The 16,086-nt window shown below is 58.0% G+C and carries 12 protein-coding genes; 8 read left to right on the forward strand and 4 right to left on the reverse strand.

Annotated features, from left to right (window positions below; genetic code table 11):
• The first annotated feature begins 50 nt into the window (after positions 1–50).
• The 7 genes from H2O17_RS09625 to H2O17_RS09655 all read left to right on the forward strand — a co-directional run bounded on the left by H2O17_RS09625 (position 51) and on the right by H2O17_RS09655 (position 8,802).
• The gene (locus H2O17_RS09625) at positions 51–602 is read left to right on the forward strand and encodes a DoxX family protein (protein WP_182049473.1); all 552 of its coding nucleotides are present in this window, start codon (positions 51–53) and stop codon (positions 600–602) included.
• On the forward strand, positions 595–2,013 hold the full coding sequence (aroA, locus tag H2O17_RS09630; protein ID WP_182049474.1) for a 3-phosphoshikimate 1-carboxyvinyltransferase: 1,419 nt from the start codon (positions 595–597) through the stop codon (positions 2,011–2,013). The genes H2O17_RS09625 and aroA overlap by 8 nt, the downstream gene beginning before the upstream one ends.
• Complete coding sequence (rsgA, locus tag H2O17_RS09635; protein ID WP_182049475.1) at positions 2,010–2,987, forward strand: ribosome small subunit-dependent GTPase A; 978 nt, start codon at positions 2,010–2,012, stop codon at positions 2,985–2,987. The genes aroA and rsgA overlap by 4 nt, the downstream gene beginning before the upstream one ends.
• A 115-nt stretch (positions 2,988–3,102) precedes the next feature.
• Positions 3,103–3,912, forward strand: a complete 810-nt coding sequence (hisN, locus tag H2O17_RS09640) for a histidinol-phosphatase (RefSeq protein ID WP_182049476.1) — start codon at positions 3,103–3,105, stop codon at positions 3,910–3,912.
• A gap of 87 nt (positions 3,913–3,999) precedes the next feature.
• Positions 4,000–4,491 (forward strand): phosphoribosyltransferase, encoded by a 492-nt coding sequence (locus H2O17_RS09645; RefSeq protein ID WP_182049477.1) that lies wholly within the window; start codon positions 4,000–4,002, stop codon positions 4,489–4,491.
• Positions 4,492–4,561: 70 nt separating this feature from the next.
• Positions 4,562–5,776, forward strand: coding sequence for a metallophosphoesterase family protein (locus tag H2O17_RS09650; RefSeq protein WP_182049478.1), 1,215 nt, complete (start codon positions 4,562–4,564; stop codon positions 5,774–5,776).
• On the forward strand, positions 5,776–8,802 hold the full coding sequence (locus H2O17_RS09655) for an AAA family ATPase (RefSeq protein WP_246311367.1): 3,027 nt from the start codon (positions 5,776–5,778) through the stop codon (positions 8,800–8,802). Before H2O17_RS09650 ends, H2O17_RS09655 begins: the two co-directional genes overlap by 1 nt.
• A 172-nt stretch (positions 8,803–8,974) precedes the next feature.
• Here the strand turns inward: H2O17_RS09655 and H2O17_RS09660 are convergent, their stop codons facing one another.
• Positions 8,975–9,454 (reverse strand): DUF6912 family protein, encoded by a 480-nt coding sequence (locus tag H2O17_RS09660; RefSeq protein WP_182049480.1) that lies wholly within the window; start codon positions 9,452–9,454, stop codon positions 8,975–8,977.
• A 469-nt stretch (positions 9,455–9,923) separates the two neighbouring features.
• On the opposite strand from H2O17_RS09660, the gene H2O17_RS09665 reads away from it, so the two are divergent.
• Positions 9,924–10,469, forward strand: coding sequence for an Rv3235 family protein (locus H2O17_RS09665; protein ID WP_182049481.1), 546 nt, complete (start codon positions 9,924–9,926; stop codon positions 10,467–10,469).
• Between the two features lie 8 nt (positions 10,470–10,477).
• On the opposite strand, the gene secA is transcribed toward H2O17_RS09665, so the two are convergent.
• The 3 genes from secA to nuoN form a co-directional block, all read right to left on the reverse strand.
• The gene (gene secA, locus H2O17_RS09670; RefSeq protein ID WP_182049482.1) at positions 10,478–13,324 is read right to left on the reverse strand and encodes a preprotein translocase subunit SecA; all 2,847 of its coding nucleotides are present in this window, start codon (positions 13,322–13,324) and stop codon (positions 10,478–10,480) included.
• 217 nt (positions 13,325–13,541) lie between these two features.
• On the reverse strand, positions 13,542–14,492 hold the full coding sequence (locus tag H2O17_RS09675; protein WP_182051029.1) for a polyprenyl synthetase family protein: 951 nt from the start codon (positions 14,490–14,492) through the stop codon (positions 13,542–13,544).
• 47 nt (positions 14,493–14,539) lie between these two features.
• On the reverse strand, positions 14,540–16,075 hold the full coding sequence (gene nuoN / locus H2O17_RS09680; RefSeq protein WP_246311368.1) for an NADH-quinone oxidoreductase subunit NuoN: 1,536 nt from the start codon (positions 16,073–16,075) through the stop codon (positions 14,540–14,542).
• Positions 16,076–16,086: the final 11 nt, after the last annotated feature.

Consider the following 16,086-nt stretch of genomic DNA (forward strand, 5'->3'; position numbering starts at 1 on the left):
AGTTGTGTCCAGTACGGGCATTTCTCACAGATTTGCGGTAGTAATGAGTCATGAACATTCTGCGCACTCTTGCTCGTCCATTGCTTGCCGCACCGTTCATTTTGAGCGGGGTCGATGCTCTTGCGCGTCCAGCCGGCCATCGGGAGCGTGCAGCCCTCTACCAGCCGCTCCTCGACAAGGCCGATATTCACCTTTCGGACCGGCAGCTAGATCTTTCTACCCGCCTCCTTGGCCTGACCAACATTGCGTGTGGTACGTGCCTCGCGTTAGGGAAGGCTCCACGTCTCAGCGCCACAGTTCTTTCAGGCGTTCAGATCCCGCTTGCACTTGCCAACAATCCGTTCTGGACTCATCGTGGCGCCGAACGCTCCGCTGATATAGCAGGCCTGATCGTGCAGGGCGGCCTACTTGGAGGGCTACTTCTTGCCGCATCTGACCTTGCAGGGCAGCCATCCTACGCGTGGCGCCGCGCCAACAATCGCGACCAGCGCGCGGAAGTTCGCGCGGTCAAAGCCCAAGCTCAAGCGACTGCAGATGCGCGTATCAACAAAATCAAGGCATCATACGACTCACGAATTGCGAAGGTGGCCTCGCATGCCTGAACTTTGGCCAGCGCCCTTTCATCCTGAACCTCTTACCGCCTCAGTTCGCGTACCCGGCTCCAAATCTCTGACAAATCGCTATCTTGTACTCGCCGCGCTTGGTGATCAACCGTCCGTTATCCGCGAACCGCTCATCGCACGTGACACAGTACTTATGGCCCGTGCGCTTGAGGCCATGGGCACAAGCATGGAGTTCTACGAACACGAGCTATTCATCTACCCTGCGCCTCTCCATGGCGCGGACGTTCGTGTTGGGCTAGCTGGCACGGTCATGCGTTTTCTCCCAGCGGTTGCGATGATCGCAAACGGCTCTGTTTCGTTCGACGGCGACGACGGCGCGAGGGTACGTCCTATTGACCCCGTTGTAACAGCAATCAAGGAACTGGGTGTCCGCATTGACCATGCGGTCAATGCGGACGGCGAGGCCGTGCTGCCCGTCACCGTGCACGGAACGGGCGAGGCCATGGGCGCGCGCCTAGAGATCGATGCTTCCGCATCTTCTCAGTTCGTCTCAGCATTGCTCTTGGTAGCGCCTCGATTGGTTGGTGGCCTGGAGCTGCGGCATGTGGGTGCCGATCTGCCGTCCACCCCGCACCTTGAAATGACTGTCGAAGTTCTACGCAACGCTGGCATTGAGATCTACAGCTTCCCCAAGGATGCCGGGCCAGTGCGGCCTGGCCATCCCGCTGTTCGTTGGCTCGTGCTTCCCGGAATCCCGGACGTTGGCAATGTGGAAGTGGAGCCAGATCTCTCCAACGCCGGGGCCTTCTTGGCTGCCGGCATGGTCACGGGTGGAACCATCGATATTCCTGGGTGGCCATTGGCAACTCAGCAACCTGGCAACTCTCTACGTGAGATCTTCACAAAAATGGGCGCGGACGTCGTCGTCGCCAATAGCAAACTCACATTGCACGGGCCCGCACACATTACGGCACTGGACATGGACCTTCACGACGTAGGAGAACTGGTCCCCACTATTTCCGCGGTGGCTGCATTTGCCGACGGAACGTCATACTTGCGCAATATCGGGCATCTGCGTGGCCATGAGACCGACCGCCTAGCTGCCATCACTACCGAACTGAACCGAATCGGTGGAAATGCGACGGTCCAAGGCGACGACTTGGTAATTCAACCCGCGCCTTTGCACGCTGGCACATTGGCGACTTACGAGGATCATCGCATGGCCACCTTCGCCGCCATCCTTGGGTTGCGGGTCAAGGACATTCAGGTTGAGAACATCGCAACCACATCCAAGACACTTCCCCAGTTCCCGCAGATGTGGAGCGACCTCATTCGCGGAGTACGCAACGTTCGTGCCACCATTGATGACCAGGATCTGACAGCTCCGGCCCCCACGGCCGATTCCATGCCCGATCTCCATCACACGAACGTTGAAAGTGCAGGCATGTGAAGCGCGACACCGGTACCGATGATCCACGAGTCAGGGTGAGGCCGGGCAAGGCATCCCGCCCCCGCACCAAGATTCGCCCCAGCTTCAAGGAGGCCGTACCAGCCCGCGTAGTTGGAGTTGATCGCGGCCGCTACCACCTCAGAATGGAAGACGGTACCCAGGTTACCGCCGTCAAGGCTCGCGAACTGGGGCGAGGCTCCGTCGTCGTCGGCGATCGAGTCAAAGTTACCGGTGACGTCTCTGGTCAGAAGGACACCCTTGCGCGCGTGGTGCGCGTACTGGACCGAACCACAGAATTGCGCAGATCCACTGAAGAAGGCGACGGCCGCGAGCGCGTCATCGTATCAAACGTTGACCAGATGGCGATCGTGACCGCTCTGGCACAGCCGGAGCCCCGCACGGGTATGATCGATCGCTGCCTTGTGGCTGCCTACGATTCGGGGATGAAACCGCTATTGGTCCTCACCAAAGCCGATCTGGCGGCTCCAACTGATCTTGTCTCATACTACGATCCGCTGGGCGTCTCATGGTTCGTCACTGAAGCCCAAGCCAGCGAGCGTGGGCTAGATCAACTACTTGAGGCTCTGACCGGGCATAACACTGTGCTCGTCGGGCACTCCGGAGTAGGAAAATCAACTCTCCTGAACGTCCTCATCCCAGATGCTGACCGCGCCACAGGCCACGTCAACGAAGTGACGGGAAAGGGGCGCCACACCTCAACCTCAGCCGTCGCATTCTCCTTGCCTGAAGGCGGCACCGTTGTGGACACCCCCGGGGTACGCTCATTCGGGCTATCTCACGTCACATCAGACAACATTTTGCGGGCATTCGGTGACTTGGCCGAAGTAGCAGAAGGCTGCCCCCGCGGCTGCCCACACGAGGCCGATTCCCTCGACTGCGCGCTCTCCGAAGTCACAGACGAAAGGCTCGTGGCGCGGGTGGCATCCTTTCGAAGGTTGCTCAGCACACGCTGACCGAACCCGCCATGCCTCACCTCACCATCGCTTGGATCCCCATCGGATCGCAACCTAGCCTCCCCTAGAGGCTCACAAGACCGTAACTCCCATCCACTCAGCAGATTGGCCCATCATGGAATCACTCACTCGGATTGCCGACGATCTGGCTTTCGCATCCTCAATCATTGACAGGGTTGATCAGCTGACCAAAGACAGGTTCGGAGCAAGCGACCTTCAGATAGAGACCAAGCCGGATCTAACCCCCGTCTCCGACGCCGATAAGTCTGCGGAATCCCTTATCCGATCCATGCTGGGCCGCAGCCGTTCACGCGATTCCGTCTACGGTGAAGAGGAGGGCGGATCGCTGGATCACGGCGGCCGCCGCTGGATCATTGATCCCATTGACGGCACGAAGAACTACGTACGCGGAGTGCCGGTATGGGCTACGCTCCTAGCGCTTGAGGAGGACGGCGAAATCCAGCTGGGGATCGTTTCTGCTCCCGCCCTCAAGCGCCGCTGGTGGGCGGGGAAAGGGCTGGGAGCATTTACTGGAACCAGCCTCGGCAACGCGAAGAGGATTCACGTCTCAGGTGTTTCCCGGCTAGAGGATTCCTCATTCTCCTATTCCTCGCTTAGCGGTTGGGCTGAACGCCAGCAATTGCGGGCATTCCTGCGCCTTTCGGAAACATGCTGGCGCACGCGCGCCTTCGGCGATTTTTGGAGCTACATGCTGGTAGCAGAGGGCGCCGTGGATATCGCAGCCGAGCCAGAACTCGAAATCTATGACATGGCAGCATTGGTTCCCATCATCACTGAAGCTGGCGGCACATTCACGTCCCTCGAAGGTGAGCCCGGCCCGTGGGGTGGCGCGGCGATCGCCACCAATGGTCTCCTCCACGCTCAGGCGCTGGAGATGCTCAACTCAATCTCCGATTCGCAGTGAGAGAGAATCTTCACAAGTGGCGAGTTATCGCCAAATACTCGTACTTCTCACATGGTAACCAACGCCTGAAGCTGCAAGAATAACCCCATGACTGAAGAGCGGGAAGTCCTGACATGGAACGATTTCGGCGTCGCCTCACGCAATCTGGCAACAACGGTGTGGGAATCTGATTATTATCCCGACATAATCGTGTGCGTCGCCCGCGGTGGCCTCATTCCTGCTGGTGCAATCGCATACGCCCTAGATCAGAAGAGCCTGCTCGTTCTGAACGTCGAGTTCTACACAGGGATTGGAACCACACTTCGCGATCCACGCCTCGTTGACCCGGTACCAGACAACCATGGCATGAGCGGCAAGAAGGTCCTTATTGTCGACGACGTCGCCGATTCGGGCCGTACGCTTCAGTTCGTCCACGACATTTGCGCCCAGTACACCGATCAGATTCGCACCGCTGTGCTCTATGAAAAGCCACGCTCAATCCTTTCGTGCGACTACGTCTGGCATCGCACCGACAAGTGGATCTCCTTCCCGTGGTCATCTCTTCCCCCAGTCAACGGCGAAGGCAACTCGGAGGCCTAAACCTCGTTTGGTTCGCGCTCTGGAGTGATGGGCAGCAAAACCTGTCTGGTACACCCTCTATCCTTGAATCATGCTCATTCTCCACACCTCGGATTGGCACTTGGGGCGCACTCTTCACCGTGCCGATCTCACGCCGGCATTCGAACTGTGGTGCCACCACGTCATCGAACTAGTCAAAGAACGCGGCATTGATGCCGTGCTTATTTCTGGCGATGTGTACGATCGCGGCGTCCCCTCCACAACCGCGGTCACCCTGTTTGATGCCACGCTCTCAGAGCTCTCCCAACTCACCACGGTCATCATGACATCCGGCAATCACGATTCCGCACAGCGCCTCGGATTCGGCTCAGCACTCATGCAGGATCGCATCCATATCCGCACTGATTCGCGCTGCTGCGGAGATCCTGTTGAAGTCCGTGCGAAAGATGGATCACTGGGCGCCCTTGTGTATCCCATCCCCTACCTCGATCCGGATGTTGAGCGCCGCCGGTTGGCGTCCAATCCCGATGATTCAGGGACCTACCTAGACCGGAGCCATGAAGCGGTCTTGCGCGCGGCACTCAAGAGGATTGAAGCTGACGCGGAAGGCGGTGAACACGCAGGCGCTGATATCGCGCGAATCTGCATGGCACATGCGTTTGTCACGGGCGCTGAAGCCTCCGAATCGGAACGCGACATTCATGTAGGTGGCGTGGATAGCGTGCCCTCGGGTCTGTTCAGATTGGGTGCTGATGGAGATGCCACCGGACCCCTCACATACGTTGCGCTGGGCCATCTTCACTCACCACAGTCTGTTGGCCTCGAATGGGACCCACCCATGCGATATTCGGGCTCTCCAGTGGCATTCTCTTTCTCGGAGAGCCGGCCAAAAAGCTCAGTGCTTCTGCACATCGAAGGTTCCACAGTCACAACGGAACTCATACCTGCACCTGTCTGGAAGCAGGTTGTGACGCTTGAAGGCCCTCTTGAACTCATCCTGTCAGAACCTAATCGCCGGTATGCCACCAGTTTTGTACGATGCATCGTCACAAATCCAGCACGTCCACGCGATATGGCGGCGCAGATTCGCAGCGTGTTCCCCGATGCGCTGGAGATTCAGCATCGGCCCGAAGCATCGGTACCTCCCGCCTCGAGCATTCCTATTGCCTCACGCGACCCTTTTGAGGTGGTCGGCCAGTTCATGGAAGTTGCCGGAAACAAGGAAATAACACCGATCGAGCAGGCCGTGCTTCGGGATGCGTGGGAATCCGCCCGGGCCCAACATTATGAAGCGGGAGGTAAGTGATGCGCCTACACCATGTGGAGATCCGCGGTATTGGACCATTTGCGGGTCGTTCGGTGATTGATTTCGACAAGCTATCTGTGAACGGCCTGTACCTCCTTGACGGCCCAACGGGGTCCGGAAAGTCTACGATCATCGATTCGATTACGTGGGCGCTCTACGGCAAAGTAGCAGGCGGTGGCGATTCAACTGACACCCGAATGCGGTCCACCCACGCAGATCCTAGCCTAGAGTCATTCGTTGACTTGGTGTTTTCTGTGGACGCGGGAGTCTACCGTGTGCGGCGCACGCCTGAATGGACCAAGCAGGGCAACAAGAACCCCACTGCAGTCTCCGCAAAACTGTGGAAGCTCAGCGAGGGAGCACTGGAAAGTGGTGATTTCGAACTCGGCGAGGTGCTCGAATACAAAGCGCAAGGCGTAGGTGTTGCGATTACTGAACTGATAGGCCTGAACCGCGAACAGTTCGTTCAAACCATCGTCTTGCCACAAGGCAAGTTCGCGGAGTTCCTCAAGCTCTCCAGTAAGGACCGCACTGCGCTACTTGAGCAGATCTTCGATACCTCGCTCTACCGAACACTCACGGAAACGCTTGTTGCGCGGTCGGGTGAAGCTGGCCAGCACATGAGGGAGGCACAAGATCACTTCGGTGATCGCATATCTAATCTGGCCAGCGCGTTGGGCGTGGAAGCTGCAACACGTGATGAGATGGTGGCACAGGCGCGCACTGTGGAGCTTCCTTCCCAGGCCACCCACCTTCGCCTGAAGCTCGAGGAGATGGTGGACCAGGCAGCGTCACACGCGGCCTTAGCTGATGCCGAATCCGCTCAGAAGCAATCCCAGGCACTGGCTGCCTCCGATCAACTACAGGCGGCCGTTGAACTCGAAGCACGCCTCACCCGGTGGACGGCCCTTACGGCTCAGCGTGCAGAACTGACCTCTCAGGAAACGTCTATTGTTGAAAGCGAACGTCGTCTGGCCCGCCATAACCAGTCGCAGGCGCTCATGGCTTATGTGGCAGGACTTGAAACGTCCCGCAATCGCCTTCGCGCAGCAGAAATGGCGGCTCGAACCGCTACACGGAATCCCGCCGGCGCAACTGAAGCCGATCTACGAACAGCCGAAGCACTCTTAGCAGATCTCAACACGGCCTCAGGGGCACTCACACAGCTCTTAGAGGTCCAGAATGCCGTTGTCATGGACCAGGAGCGTCAACGCGAAGACCAGGCCCAGATAAAAGCGATTCGTGCTGAGCTCGAAGCTGCGAAGCTATCACAGAGTGAACTGCCGCAACTGATCGCCACCGCCACTACGCAGCTTCAACAGGCTAACCTCCTCGCGGCAACAGCGCCGATGTGTAGAACTAAGTTGACCGAGGCAAAGGAACGTGCGGCCAAGCTCGCTGAACTCACCTCTCAGCGCGAGTCCCTTCGCCACCAGCAAGTTCGAGCTAAGGAGGCAGCGGCCCAAGCCCTCGCGAGCGCCCAGAAGGTTCACGATGAGACGGAGGCGTGGATCGCGTCCATGTCCTCGCTCATCGCTCAAGACTTGAAAGATGGCAGGCCGTGCCCAGTGTGTGGATCCTTAGAGCATCCTGCTCCCGCGCCGAGCTCAGGAATCCGCGCGGATCGGGCATCCGTGGAAGCCGCAGATGCGCAGTCCAAACAAGCCAGGGAGAACCTCGACCAACAAGATGCGGTCCTTCAAACGTTGGAACGCGAAGTTGCGCAGTTGGAGGTGATGGTGGGATCACTGACTCCACAAGCATCCGAAGATGCGATCAGCGCAGCTCAAGCAGATCTCAAGGCAGCTGAACAGGCCCGGCTTACGGCCGAAGATCTCACCGCCTCCAGCAACAGGCACACCAAGGAACTCGAAGAGTGCACAGCCATTGCTCAGAAAGCCGAGCGCGATATTGCTGCACTCGAAGCTGCCACGGCAGAGCGAAGCACGCGAATAGCCTCTAGCCAACTGAAACTGATCGAAGGCCAGGGGCCATTCGCTAGTATCTCTGAACGCCTAACGGCACACCAAGAGGCAGTAGCTGCACAGCGTACTGCCACAGATCTCATCAGAGATGTGCTCACGTACCGCCGCCAAGTAGCCGAGGCCGCTGAGTCATTCAGCGTGGCGCTGGCCTCCTCTCCCTTTGAGGATGAGAGCGAGGTACGCAGTGCGAGCCTGCCAGATCATGAAGCTGCGCAACTGAAGCTAACCACTGAACAATACCGCGAGCACGTGCGATCTGTTGATCAGTCACTTGCCGAACCAGATATTGCCGGCCTGAGTGGACGGGAGCAGCCACACGTTCAGGAGCTTCAACTCGCCTATCAGGAAGCCTCGCAAGCCCACAAAAAGGCTGTGGAACTCGCCGCAGAGCTGAATAACACCTCCACGCGTGCCAACATGCTCAAAGAAGAAGCTAGCGTGGCTTGGCATGCGTGGCAGGCGGCTTACCAAGACTCCGGGCCCGTGGTGCGGCTCGCACAGCTAGCTCAAGGAACAGGACCCTCGCTCACCAAAGTTCCGCTGGGCACTTACGTTCTCCAGCAGCGGTTTGAGAAAGTCGTTGACCGCGCAAACGAGCATCTCCTCGATGTCTCCCTCGGCCGCTATGAGCTTGCCAGAACAGACGAAAAAGAAAAGGGAAGCCACCAGCAGAAGACGGGCCTGGGATTGGTGGTCATTGACCACTTGGGTGATGCCGCCGGAGATATCACACGCTCCACCCGTTCGCTGTCAGGAGGAGAAACCTTCTACGTCTCCTTGTCACTAGCGCTCGCACTTGCCGACGTCGTCCAGTCCGAAAACGGCGGAATCAAGCTTGACAGCCTCATGATTGACGAAGGCTTTGGTTCGCTGGACTCGGCCACACTCGACCAAGTCATGACGGTCCTGACCGGGCTGGCGAATGGTGGGCGCTCTGTAGCGATCGTAAGCCATGTGGATGAACTCAAGAAGATGATTGCCGAGCAGATCAGCGTAATTCCCCAACCAGATGGATCATCTCAGTTGAGGGTCATTGCGTAAAATCCGTTGTTTCATACGCTCAGGGGCCCTTCAACTTCGGGCCAGATGGCGCGCTGGTCGCTAGATCTCGCTTCTGAAGTTGGACAGCGCGCTCGAAGTTGGATGGCGCGCTCGAAGCTAGATGTTCTCTGGAACTAGATGTCTCTTCTGACCTTGGATACCTCCTCCGGAGCTAGATATCCCTAGCGGCGAGCGCAACGGACAACGCAGTGCGTTCTGCGACGTCGTACCACATGAGATCTTCATCAGCGACGATCTCAAAGGCTTCGTCGTCGCCCATCGCGGCACGCCGAACCTCGGATTCAAGTTCCTCGTCATCTACGTGAATCGACTCCACCCGGTCCCACGCCACGGCTTGCTTCAGCAAACGAGCGGTAGGAAGCTCATCAGTGGACGGCACTGCTAGGTCCGCATCTGGTACCACGGCAACCACCACGCAACGGCGCGATGCACAAGCGATGCCCTTACTGATCTTTGCGGCAAGAAGTCGCACAGAATCATCCGCCGCCGCGTTCATAGCAACAGCTTCGAACACCTCCGGTTCGTCATCACCGAACTCACGTTCCAACTCACGGGTCACGCCGTGCACAATCCGCGGCGTCAGAGAAGGCGCCGAAAGATCTGAATTCGCCGCTGGTATGTAGATCCTCACGGAACAATCCTACCGGCATAACGTGAGGCATACTCCCAGCCCACAGAAGATGCGTGAGGCATCCGGAAATGGGCTCCTCATACCAAGAACTGACGTGCGGAACCTATGCCGTCTCACTATGTTGAATGCATCCCAAAACCGACCACGCAAAGTCAGATGTATCCAAACACTGCCTGAGGGAGTCACAAACACGAGAAATCTGGATCATGGCAGGCAGCGGGCGTGAAACACTCAAAAACGCGGTATGACGCCAGTTTGAGAAAAAATGAGACCGGGTATACCCGGTAGAGAGGCCACGCTTGCCCCTTGGTAGGTTCAACAGCAACAAGCTTGGCTCAGTCCATCAGCACCGCCGAGCTGTGACAACGATGCCACATTCCAGACGGTCTCACCCCGCCAGATTTCACGCATGCAGGGCTTTGCCTTGCCCAATTCTCGCTCGTAACAGCGCAGCAAGGAGGAAACCACCATGAGTGCCATTACGGTGCGTCCGAACACAGCCCTTCCTATCGGCACCATTGCCGTCCAAGAAGAGCCAACCCAGATGCCAAGCGCGGCAAACCATCCGCTACCAGTAACCAGTCCTACTAGGCCCTGGGATCGGCTCAAGCTGACAGCTACCGAGCCAACCGCTCCCCTGTTTACTAGTGATTCCGTAGATCTAGCCAGTCCGCTGCCCGAACACGTAACCAATCCGGAAGGAATGGCGGGGCGAGTGGTACTACAAGCCATCGAGATACTTCTGGGGCACCGTCCCACCACGCAGCTACGCCACTGGCTAAGCGCCGAAGTCTATGGCGTTTTGAGCCGAAGGGCGGGGCTCGCCCAGAGAATCGAGGGGCCAGCGCCCAGATCTCGAGCACCACGCGTCAAGAGCATCCACACGTCCCGCCCGCGCAACCGGGTAACTGAGGCAATCGTGATCGCACACGATGGGCAACGCACCCGCGCTGCAGCCGTACGGCTCGAGTACCACCGCGACCGCTGGCTCGTGGTGGCACTCGAGATTGCTTAACGCGCCGCTCAGCGCCCCTTCTTCTTGGCGGCGCGGCGCTGTGCACGATTGAGCCCGTCTTCGGCAGGTGCCGCCTTCGGCGCCTGCCGAACCTCACGGCCCGCAGCATTTGTTGTCTGAGCGCTGGCCGTACCGTCCTTAGCCGCTGATGAGTAGGCTACAGGAGCAGTGCGCTGAGGAGCCTTGATGCCAAGAACCTTCTCTGCATCCACTCGTGAAGCGCTTGCCCCTCGAGATCCGGCACCAGCAAGTCTGGCAGCATTCTGCTGGCGTTCAGCGGCAGCCACTGCGGCCGAAGAAGCAGCGGCCGCCGCCTCTTGCTGTTCACTGACAAGCGCTTCTTCGCGCGCCGAACGTTCGCTCGGTAGCTCGAAGTTGAACAGGTAACGGACGGTTTCCTCTTTGATGCCATCGTTCATGGCTTGGAACATGTCGTAGCCTTCAGACTTGTACTCAACGAGCGGATCACGCTGAGCCATGGCCCTCAAGCCGATGCCTTCCTTCAGATAGTCCATCTCGTAGAGGTGCTCACGCCACTTGCGATCAAGCACGTTGAGCAGGACCTGGCGTTCAAGCTCACGCATGTTGTCCTCGCCCACCTCCTGCTCGCGTTCCTCATAGTGAGCGACCATGTCAGTCTTCACCTCAGAGACGATCTCATCTTTGTCGAGGCGAGCGAGCCCACCCACCTCTTCGATGAGTTCTTCCGGTTCAAAACCTGGACGGTAGAAGCCCTTCAGATCAGTCCACAGAGCCTCAAGGTCCCAATCATCTGGAGCATCGTTCTGCGTGTGCGCTTCCACCACATCATTCACCGTGAAGTCGAGGAACCCACTAATCATGGACTCGAGATCTTGGCCTTCGAGAATGCTGCGTCGTTCGCTGTATACAACGTTTCGTTGGTCGTTCATGACGTCGTCGTACTTGAGCACATTCTTTCGGATCTCCGCGTTACGGGACTCGATCGAGGATTGCGCACGTTCGATGGACTTTGCAACCATTTTGAACTCGAGGGCCTGATCCTCTGGGAAACGCGAGGGATCAAGTGCCCTAGCTGCAGCACCATGCGCGAAGAGGCGCATGAGGTCGTCCTCCAGAGACAAGTAGAAGCGGGATTCACCCGGGTCTCCCTGACGTCCGGAACGTCCGCGCAGCTGATTGTCAATACGCCGGGACTCATGGCGCTCCGAACCAAGCACGTACAAACCGCCGAGTTCAACCACTTCGTCGTGTTCAGCGGCGACGTCGTCTTTGGCCTGCTTCAGCGCTTCGGGCCACGCCTTCTCATACTCGTCAGGCGTCTCTACTGGATCGAGGCCGGCAGCCCTGAGGGCCGCAACAGCACGATGTTCCGGATTACCGCCCAGCATGATGTCTGTACCACGGCCTGCCATGTTGGTGGCAACAGTGACAGCACCCTTACGCCCCGCCTCAGCAACTACAGCCGCTTCGCGCGCATGCTGCTTAGCGTTCAGGACCTGATGAGGAACACCAGCCTTGCGAAGGAGATCGGAAAGAACCTCTGACTTCTCAACGCTGGTAGAACCAACAAGTACTGGTTGCCCGGCCTCATAACGTTCCTGAATGTCTTCCACAATGGCATTAAGCTTGCCTGCCTCAGTGGGGTACACCATGTCCAGATTATCGTTGCGGATCATCGGCTTGTTGGTGGGAATAGGTACAACGCCAAGTCCGTAGGTTGCAGAGAACTCCTCGGCTTCGGTCTCAGCTGTACCGGTCATACCTGACATCTTGTTGTACAGGCGGAAGTAGTTCTGCAGAGTGATCGTGGCGAGAGTTTGGTTCTCTGCCTTGATCTCAACACCCTCTTTAGCTTCGATCGCCTGATGCATACCTTCGTTGTAACGCCGGCCAGCAAGCACGCGGCCGGTGTGCTCATCAACAATGAGCACCTCGCCATTCTGAACGATGTAGTCCTTGTCCCGCTCGAAGAGCTCCTTAGCCTTGATCGCGTTGTTCAAGTATCCGATCAACGGAGTGTTAAGAGACTCGTACAGGTTGTCGATCCCAAGAAGATCCTCAACTCGGTCGATACCCGGTTCGAGAATGCCAACCGTGCGCTTCTTTTCGTCAACTTCGTAGTCGGTATCCACACGCATCTGGCGGGCAACCCGGGCAAATTCCTTGTACCACTTGTTCGCGTCACCTTCAGCAGGGCCGGAGATAATGAGTGGGGTACGCGCTTCGTCGATAAGGATCGAATCAACTTCGTCGATAATGACGAAGTTGTGGCCGCGCTGAACCAGATCCTCAACCTTCCACGCCATATTGTCGCGGAGGTAATCGAAGCCAAATTCGTTGTTTGTGCCGTAGGTGATGTCAGCCGCGTACTCCTTGCGGCGCTGCTCAGGCGTTTGGCCAGTCAGAATACAGCCAGTGGTCAGCCCCAAGAATCGATGAACGCGGCCCATGAGTTCAGACTGGTATTCGGCCAAGTAGTCGTTGACGGTGACAACATGGACGCCTTCACCCGACAATGCGTTGAGATATGACGGTAGCGTGGCGACCAGAGTCTTACCTTCACCGGTCTTCATCTCAGCGATGTTCCCTAGGTGCAGCGCGGCACCGCCCATGATCTGAACATCGTACGGCCGCTGGCCGATGGTGCGTTGAGCAGCCTCACGTACCGTGGCAAACGCTTCCGGAAGCAGATCATCCAGAGTCTCGCCATCTGCAAGGCGCTCCTTGAACAGCGAAGTTTGGCCCCGCAGTTCCTCATCGGTCATGTCCGAGACCGTGGCCTCTAGGAGATTGACCTGCTTCGCGATGCCCTCCAGCTTCTTGAGGGTGCGGCCCTCACCTGCTCGGAGAATCTTGTTGAGGATCTTTCCCACGGACTGGTACTCCTTTTGTGCGGCACAGTTTTCGTGCACGGGCGAACTACGGATCATTCTATCCGCCGATGAGCCCATCGCTTCAATCTACTGGTTTAACTCACTGAGGAAACACAATCTGCCAAGAGCTTTGGTATGGCGCCATCGCTTTGCATCTCCTTAATGCATCAATGGCGGGAAGCAGATCTCTGCTCCCCGCCACGTGCCCGTCTATACGTCAGGCAGTCCGATCGACCGCCTGCCGCGCAAACTCTTCGAGCCCTTCACGAATCTCGCCAGACGGCACAACATCCAAAAGCGCGACGCCGTCGGCCACCCACTCCTGAGCCATTCTGCGCGTCTCATCCATTACAGGATGCTGACGTAGATTAGCCACGAGTTCAGCGAGTGCCTCGTCCGAATCGAGATCCGAGTTCTCCAAGATGTCCAGGATATGCAGACCAAGCGGATCAAGAGTCCCCGCCGCTCTCTGCTCGCGCAGAAGGATCGTAGGCATCGTGTCCACGCCCTCGCGCATGTCTGTGCCAGGAGTCTTTCCCGTGGTTTCGCCGTCAGACATGATGTCGATGACGTCGTCGGCTAACTGGAAACCAACACCGATCTTCTCGCCGTACAACGCCAACCGCTCTGCCAGATCCTCGGACGCTCCCGAGGAAATGACACCGTAGCGAGCTGAGGCTGCGATCAGAGAGCCCGTCTTGTCTGCCAGAACAGAGATGTAATGATCCTTTGGAGACTGGTCTGACAAGCGGCCGATGGTCTCGTGTAATTGCCCCGTACATAGCCGTTCGAAGGTAGTGGCATGAAGTGCCACTGCCCTCGGCCCCAGCCCCGCCACGATTCGTGATGCCCGCGCGAAAAGCACGTCACCAGAAAGAATCGCCACCGAGTTCCCAAACGCTTGGTGCGCCGAAGGTACGCCCCGGCGCATCGGAGCCTCATCCATGACGTCGTCGTGGTAGAGCGAAGCCAAGTGGGTCAACTCCACCGAAACGGCAGAATCAAACACTTCTTGAGAATCTGGGCGCGGGCCAAGCTCCGCCGTCAACAACACCAGCGCCGGGCGCAGCCGCTTGCCTCCCGCCTTAGCAAGATGAGATGTCGCGTGATCTAGGCGAGTGTCGCCAACCGTCACTTCCTTCTGGAGCAAGGCTTCCACCTTCTCCATACGGCTGCTTATGCGCTCACCGAGGGCGCTATCTCCGAAGAATGCACTCACAGCATGAACACCGTGGCCTGCGCAAGGAAATCGAAGAGCGGTTGAGGGAACACACCGATGAGAACAGTGAGAATCGCGCATACCACGATCGCCACGATGGACATACCTTCGGAAGCCACAGTTGCGGTTCCCTCGCCTTCAGGCTCGCGGAAGAACATCAACACGATGAGCCGGAAGTAGAAGAATGCTGTAGCCGCGGATGCTAGAACTGCGATCACAACCAACACGGTCTCGCCTGAGGCAACGCCTGCGCTGAACACAGCAAACTTGCCCATGAACCCTGAAGTCAGCGGGATTCCTGCAAACGACAGCAGGAAGATGGTCATGGCCGTGGCCAACATGGGGTTGGTCTTGCCTAGACCCTTCCACTTGGAAAGTGCGGTCGCCTCTCCGAGGATGTTGCCCTCGGCGTCGGTTTCGTGAACCAACGTCACGATGCCGAACGCGCCGACGGTCGCGATTGCATATGCCACAAGGTAGAACGCGACGCTAGAAATACCTTCTGCCGAAAACGCATTAACACCGATCAGAATGAAACCTGCGTGCGCGATCGAGGAGTAGGCAAGCAGCCGCTTGATGTCAGTCTGAATCAAGCCAACAACGGTGCCCACAAGCATCGTGAGGATGATGATGGTCCACATGACGGGCGTGATGTCCCACTGTGCACCGCGGCCAACCGTGTACAGGAACCGGAGCATCGCAGCGAATGCCGCAATCTTGGTACCTGCAGCCATGAAACCAGTAATCGGAGTTGGCGCGCCTTGGTAGGCGTCCGGCGTCCACGCATGGAACGGAACTGCACCCACCTTAAACAGCATTCCGATCAGGACCAGAGCCACACCGATGATGAGCAGCATGTCCATGCCATTGGTCGTGATCATGGCGCCGGCGATGCTCTTGTAATCCAATGCCCCTGAGAAGCCATAGAGGAACGCAGCACCCATGAGGAAGAACGCTGATGAGAATGCCCCCAGCAGGAAGTACTTCATCGCGGCTTCTTGGGAAAGGGACCGACGACGACGCGCGGTGGCAGTGAGCACGTACAACGGAAGCGAAAGTGCCTCAAGAGCGATGAACAGAGTTAGCAAATCCGCCGCCATGGTGAAGGCGAGCATGCCACCCGTGGCAAAGAGTGCCAGCGGGAAGATCTCAGTCTGCTGGTAGCCAGCGCCCGTCACTTCGCGTTCGTCCATCGAACCCGGCTGGCTCGCCGCCGAAGCGGCAAAGGAACCCTCGCCAGTCTCTGTACGGTCTGCGATCACCAGGAAAGCAAAGAAGGCGCTCACGAGGATGATGAGCTGGAAAGTCAGTCCCGGGCCATCCTCGGTAAGTGTTCCAATACCTGTGAGGGAGGTTCCGTCAACACCCTGTGCAATGGAAGTTGCGCCGTCGGAGGAGACCACAGTCCACCGCCAAATCACAGCGACCAGAGCCGAGGCGACTGCGACCAACGAAACGATGATCTGCGTGGCTCGGCGGCCCCTGCGAGGCACGAAGGACTCAATAAGCACACCGATAACCGCGGCCCCCATAATGATGAGGA

Origin of the sequence: Changpingibacter yushuensis (assembly GCF_014041995.1) — a bacterium.
GTDB lineage: Bacteria > Actinomycetota > Actinomycetes > Actinomycetales > Actinomycetaceae > Changpingibacter > Changpingibacter yushuensis.

Excerpts from the sequence above, each read along its gene's own strand:
- hisN (WP_182049476.1), top strand. The coding sequence starts at position 3,103 with ATGGAATCACTCACTCGGATTGCCGACGATCTGGCTTTCGCATCCTCA.
- nuoN (WP_246311368.1), bottom strand. The coding sequence starts at position 16,075 with ATGGGGGCCGCGGTTATCGGTGTGCTTATTGAGTCCTTCGTGCCTCGC.
- H2O17_RS09655 (WP_246311367.1), top strand. The coding sequence starts at position 5,776 with ATGCGCCTACACCATGTGGAGATCCGCGGTATTGGACCATTTGCGGGT.
- H2O17_RS09650 (WP_182049478.1), top strand. The coding sequence starts at position 4,562 with ATGCTCATTCTCCACACCTCGGATTGGCACTTGGGGCGCACTCTTCAC.
- H2O17_RS09645 (WP_182049477.1), top strand. The coding sequence starts at position 4,000 with ATGACTGAAGAGCGGGAAGTCCTGACATGGAACGATTTCGGCGTCGCC.
- H2O17_RS09625 (WP_182049473.1), top strand. The coding sequence starts at position 51 with ATGAACATTCTGCGCACTCTTGCTCGTCCATTGCTTGCCGCACCGTTC.
- H2O17_RS09665 (WP_182049481.1), top strand. The coding sequence starts at position 9,924 with ATGAGTGCCATTACGGTGCGTCCGAACACAGCCCTTCCTATCGGCACC.
- aroA (WP_182049474.1), top strand. The coding sequence starts at position 595 with ATGCCTGAACTTTGGCCAGCGCCCTTTCATCCTGAACCTCTTACCGCC.
- H2O17_RS09675 (WP_182051029.1), bottom strand. The coding sequence starts at position 14,492 with ATGGAGAAGGTGGAAGCCTTGCTCCAGAAGGAAGTGACGGTTGGCGAC.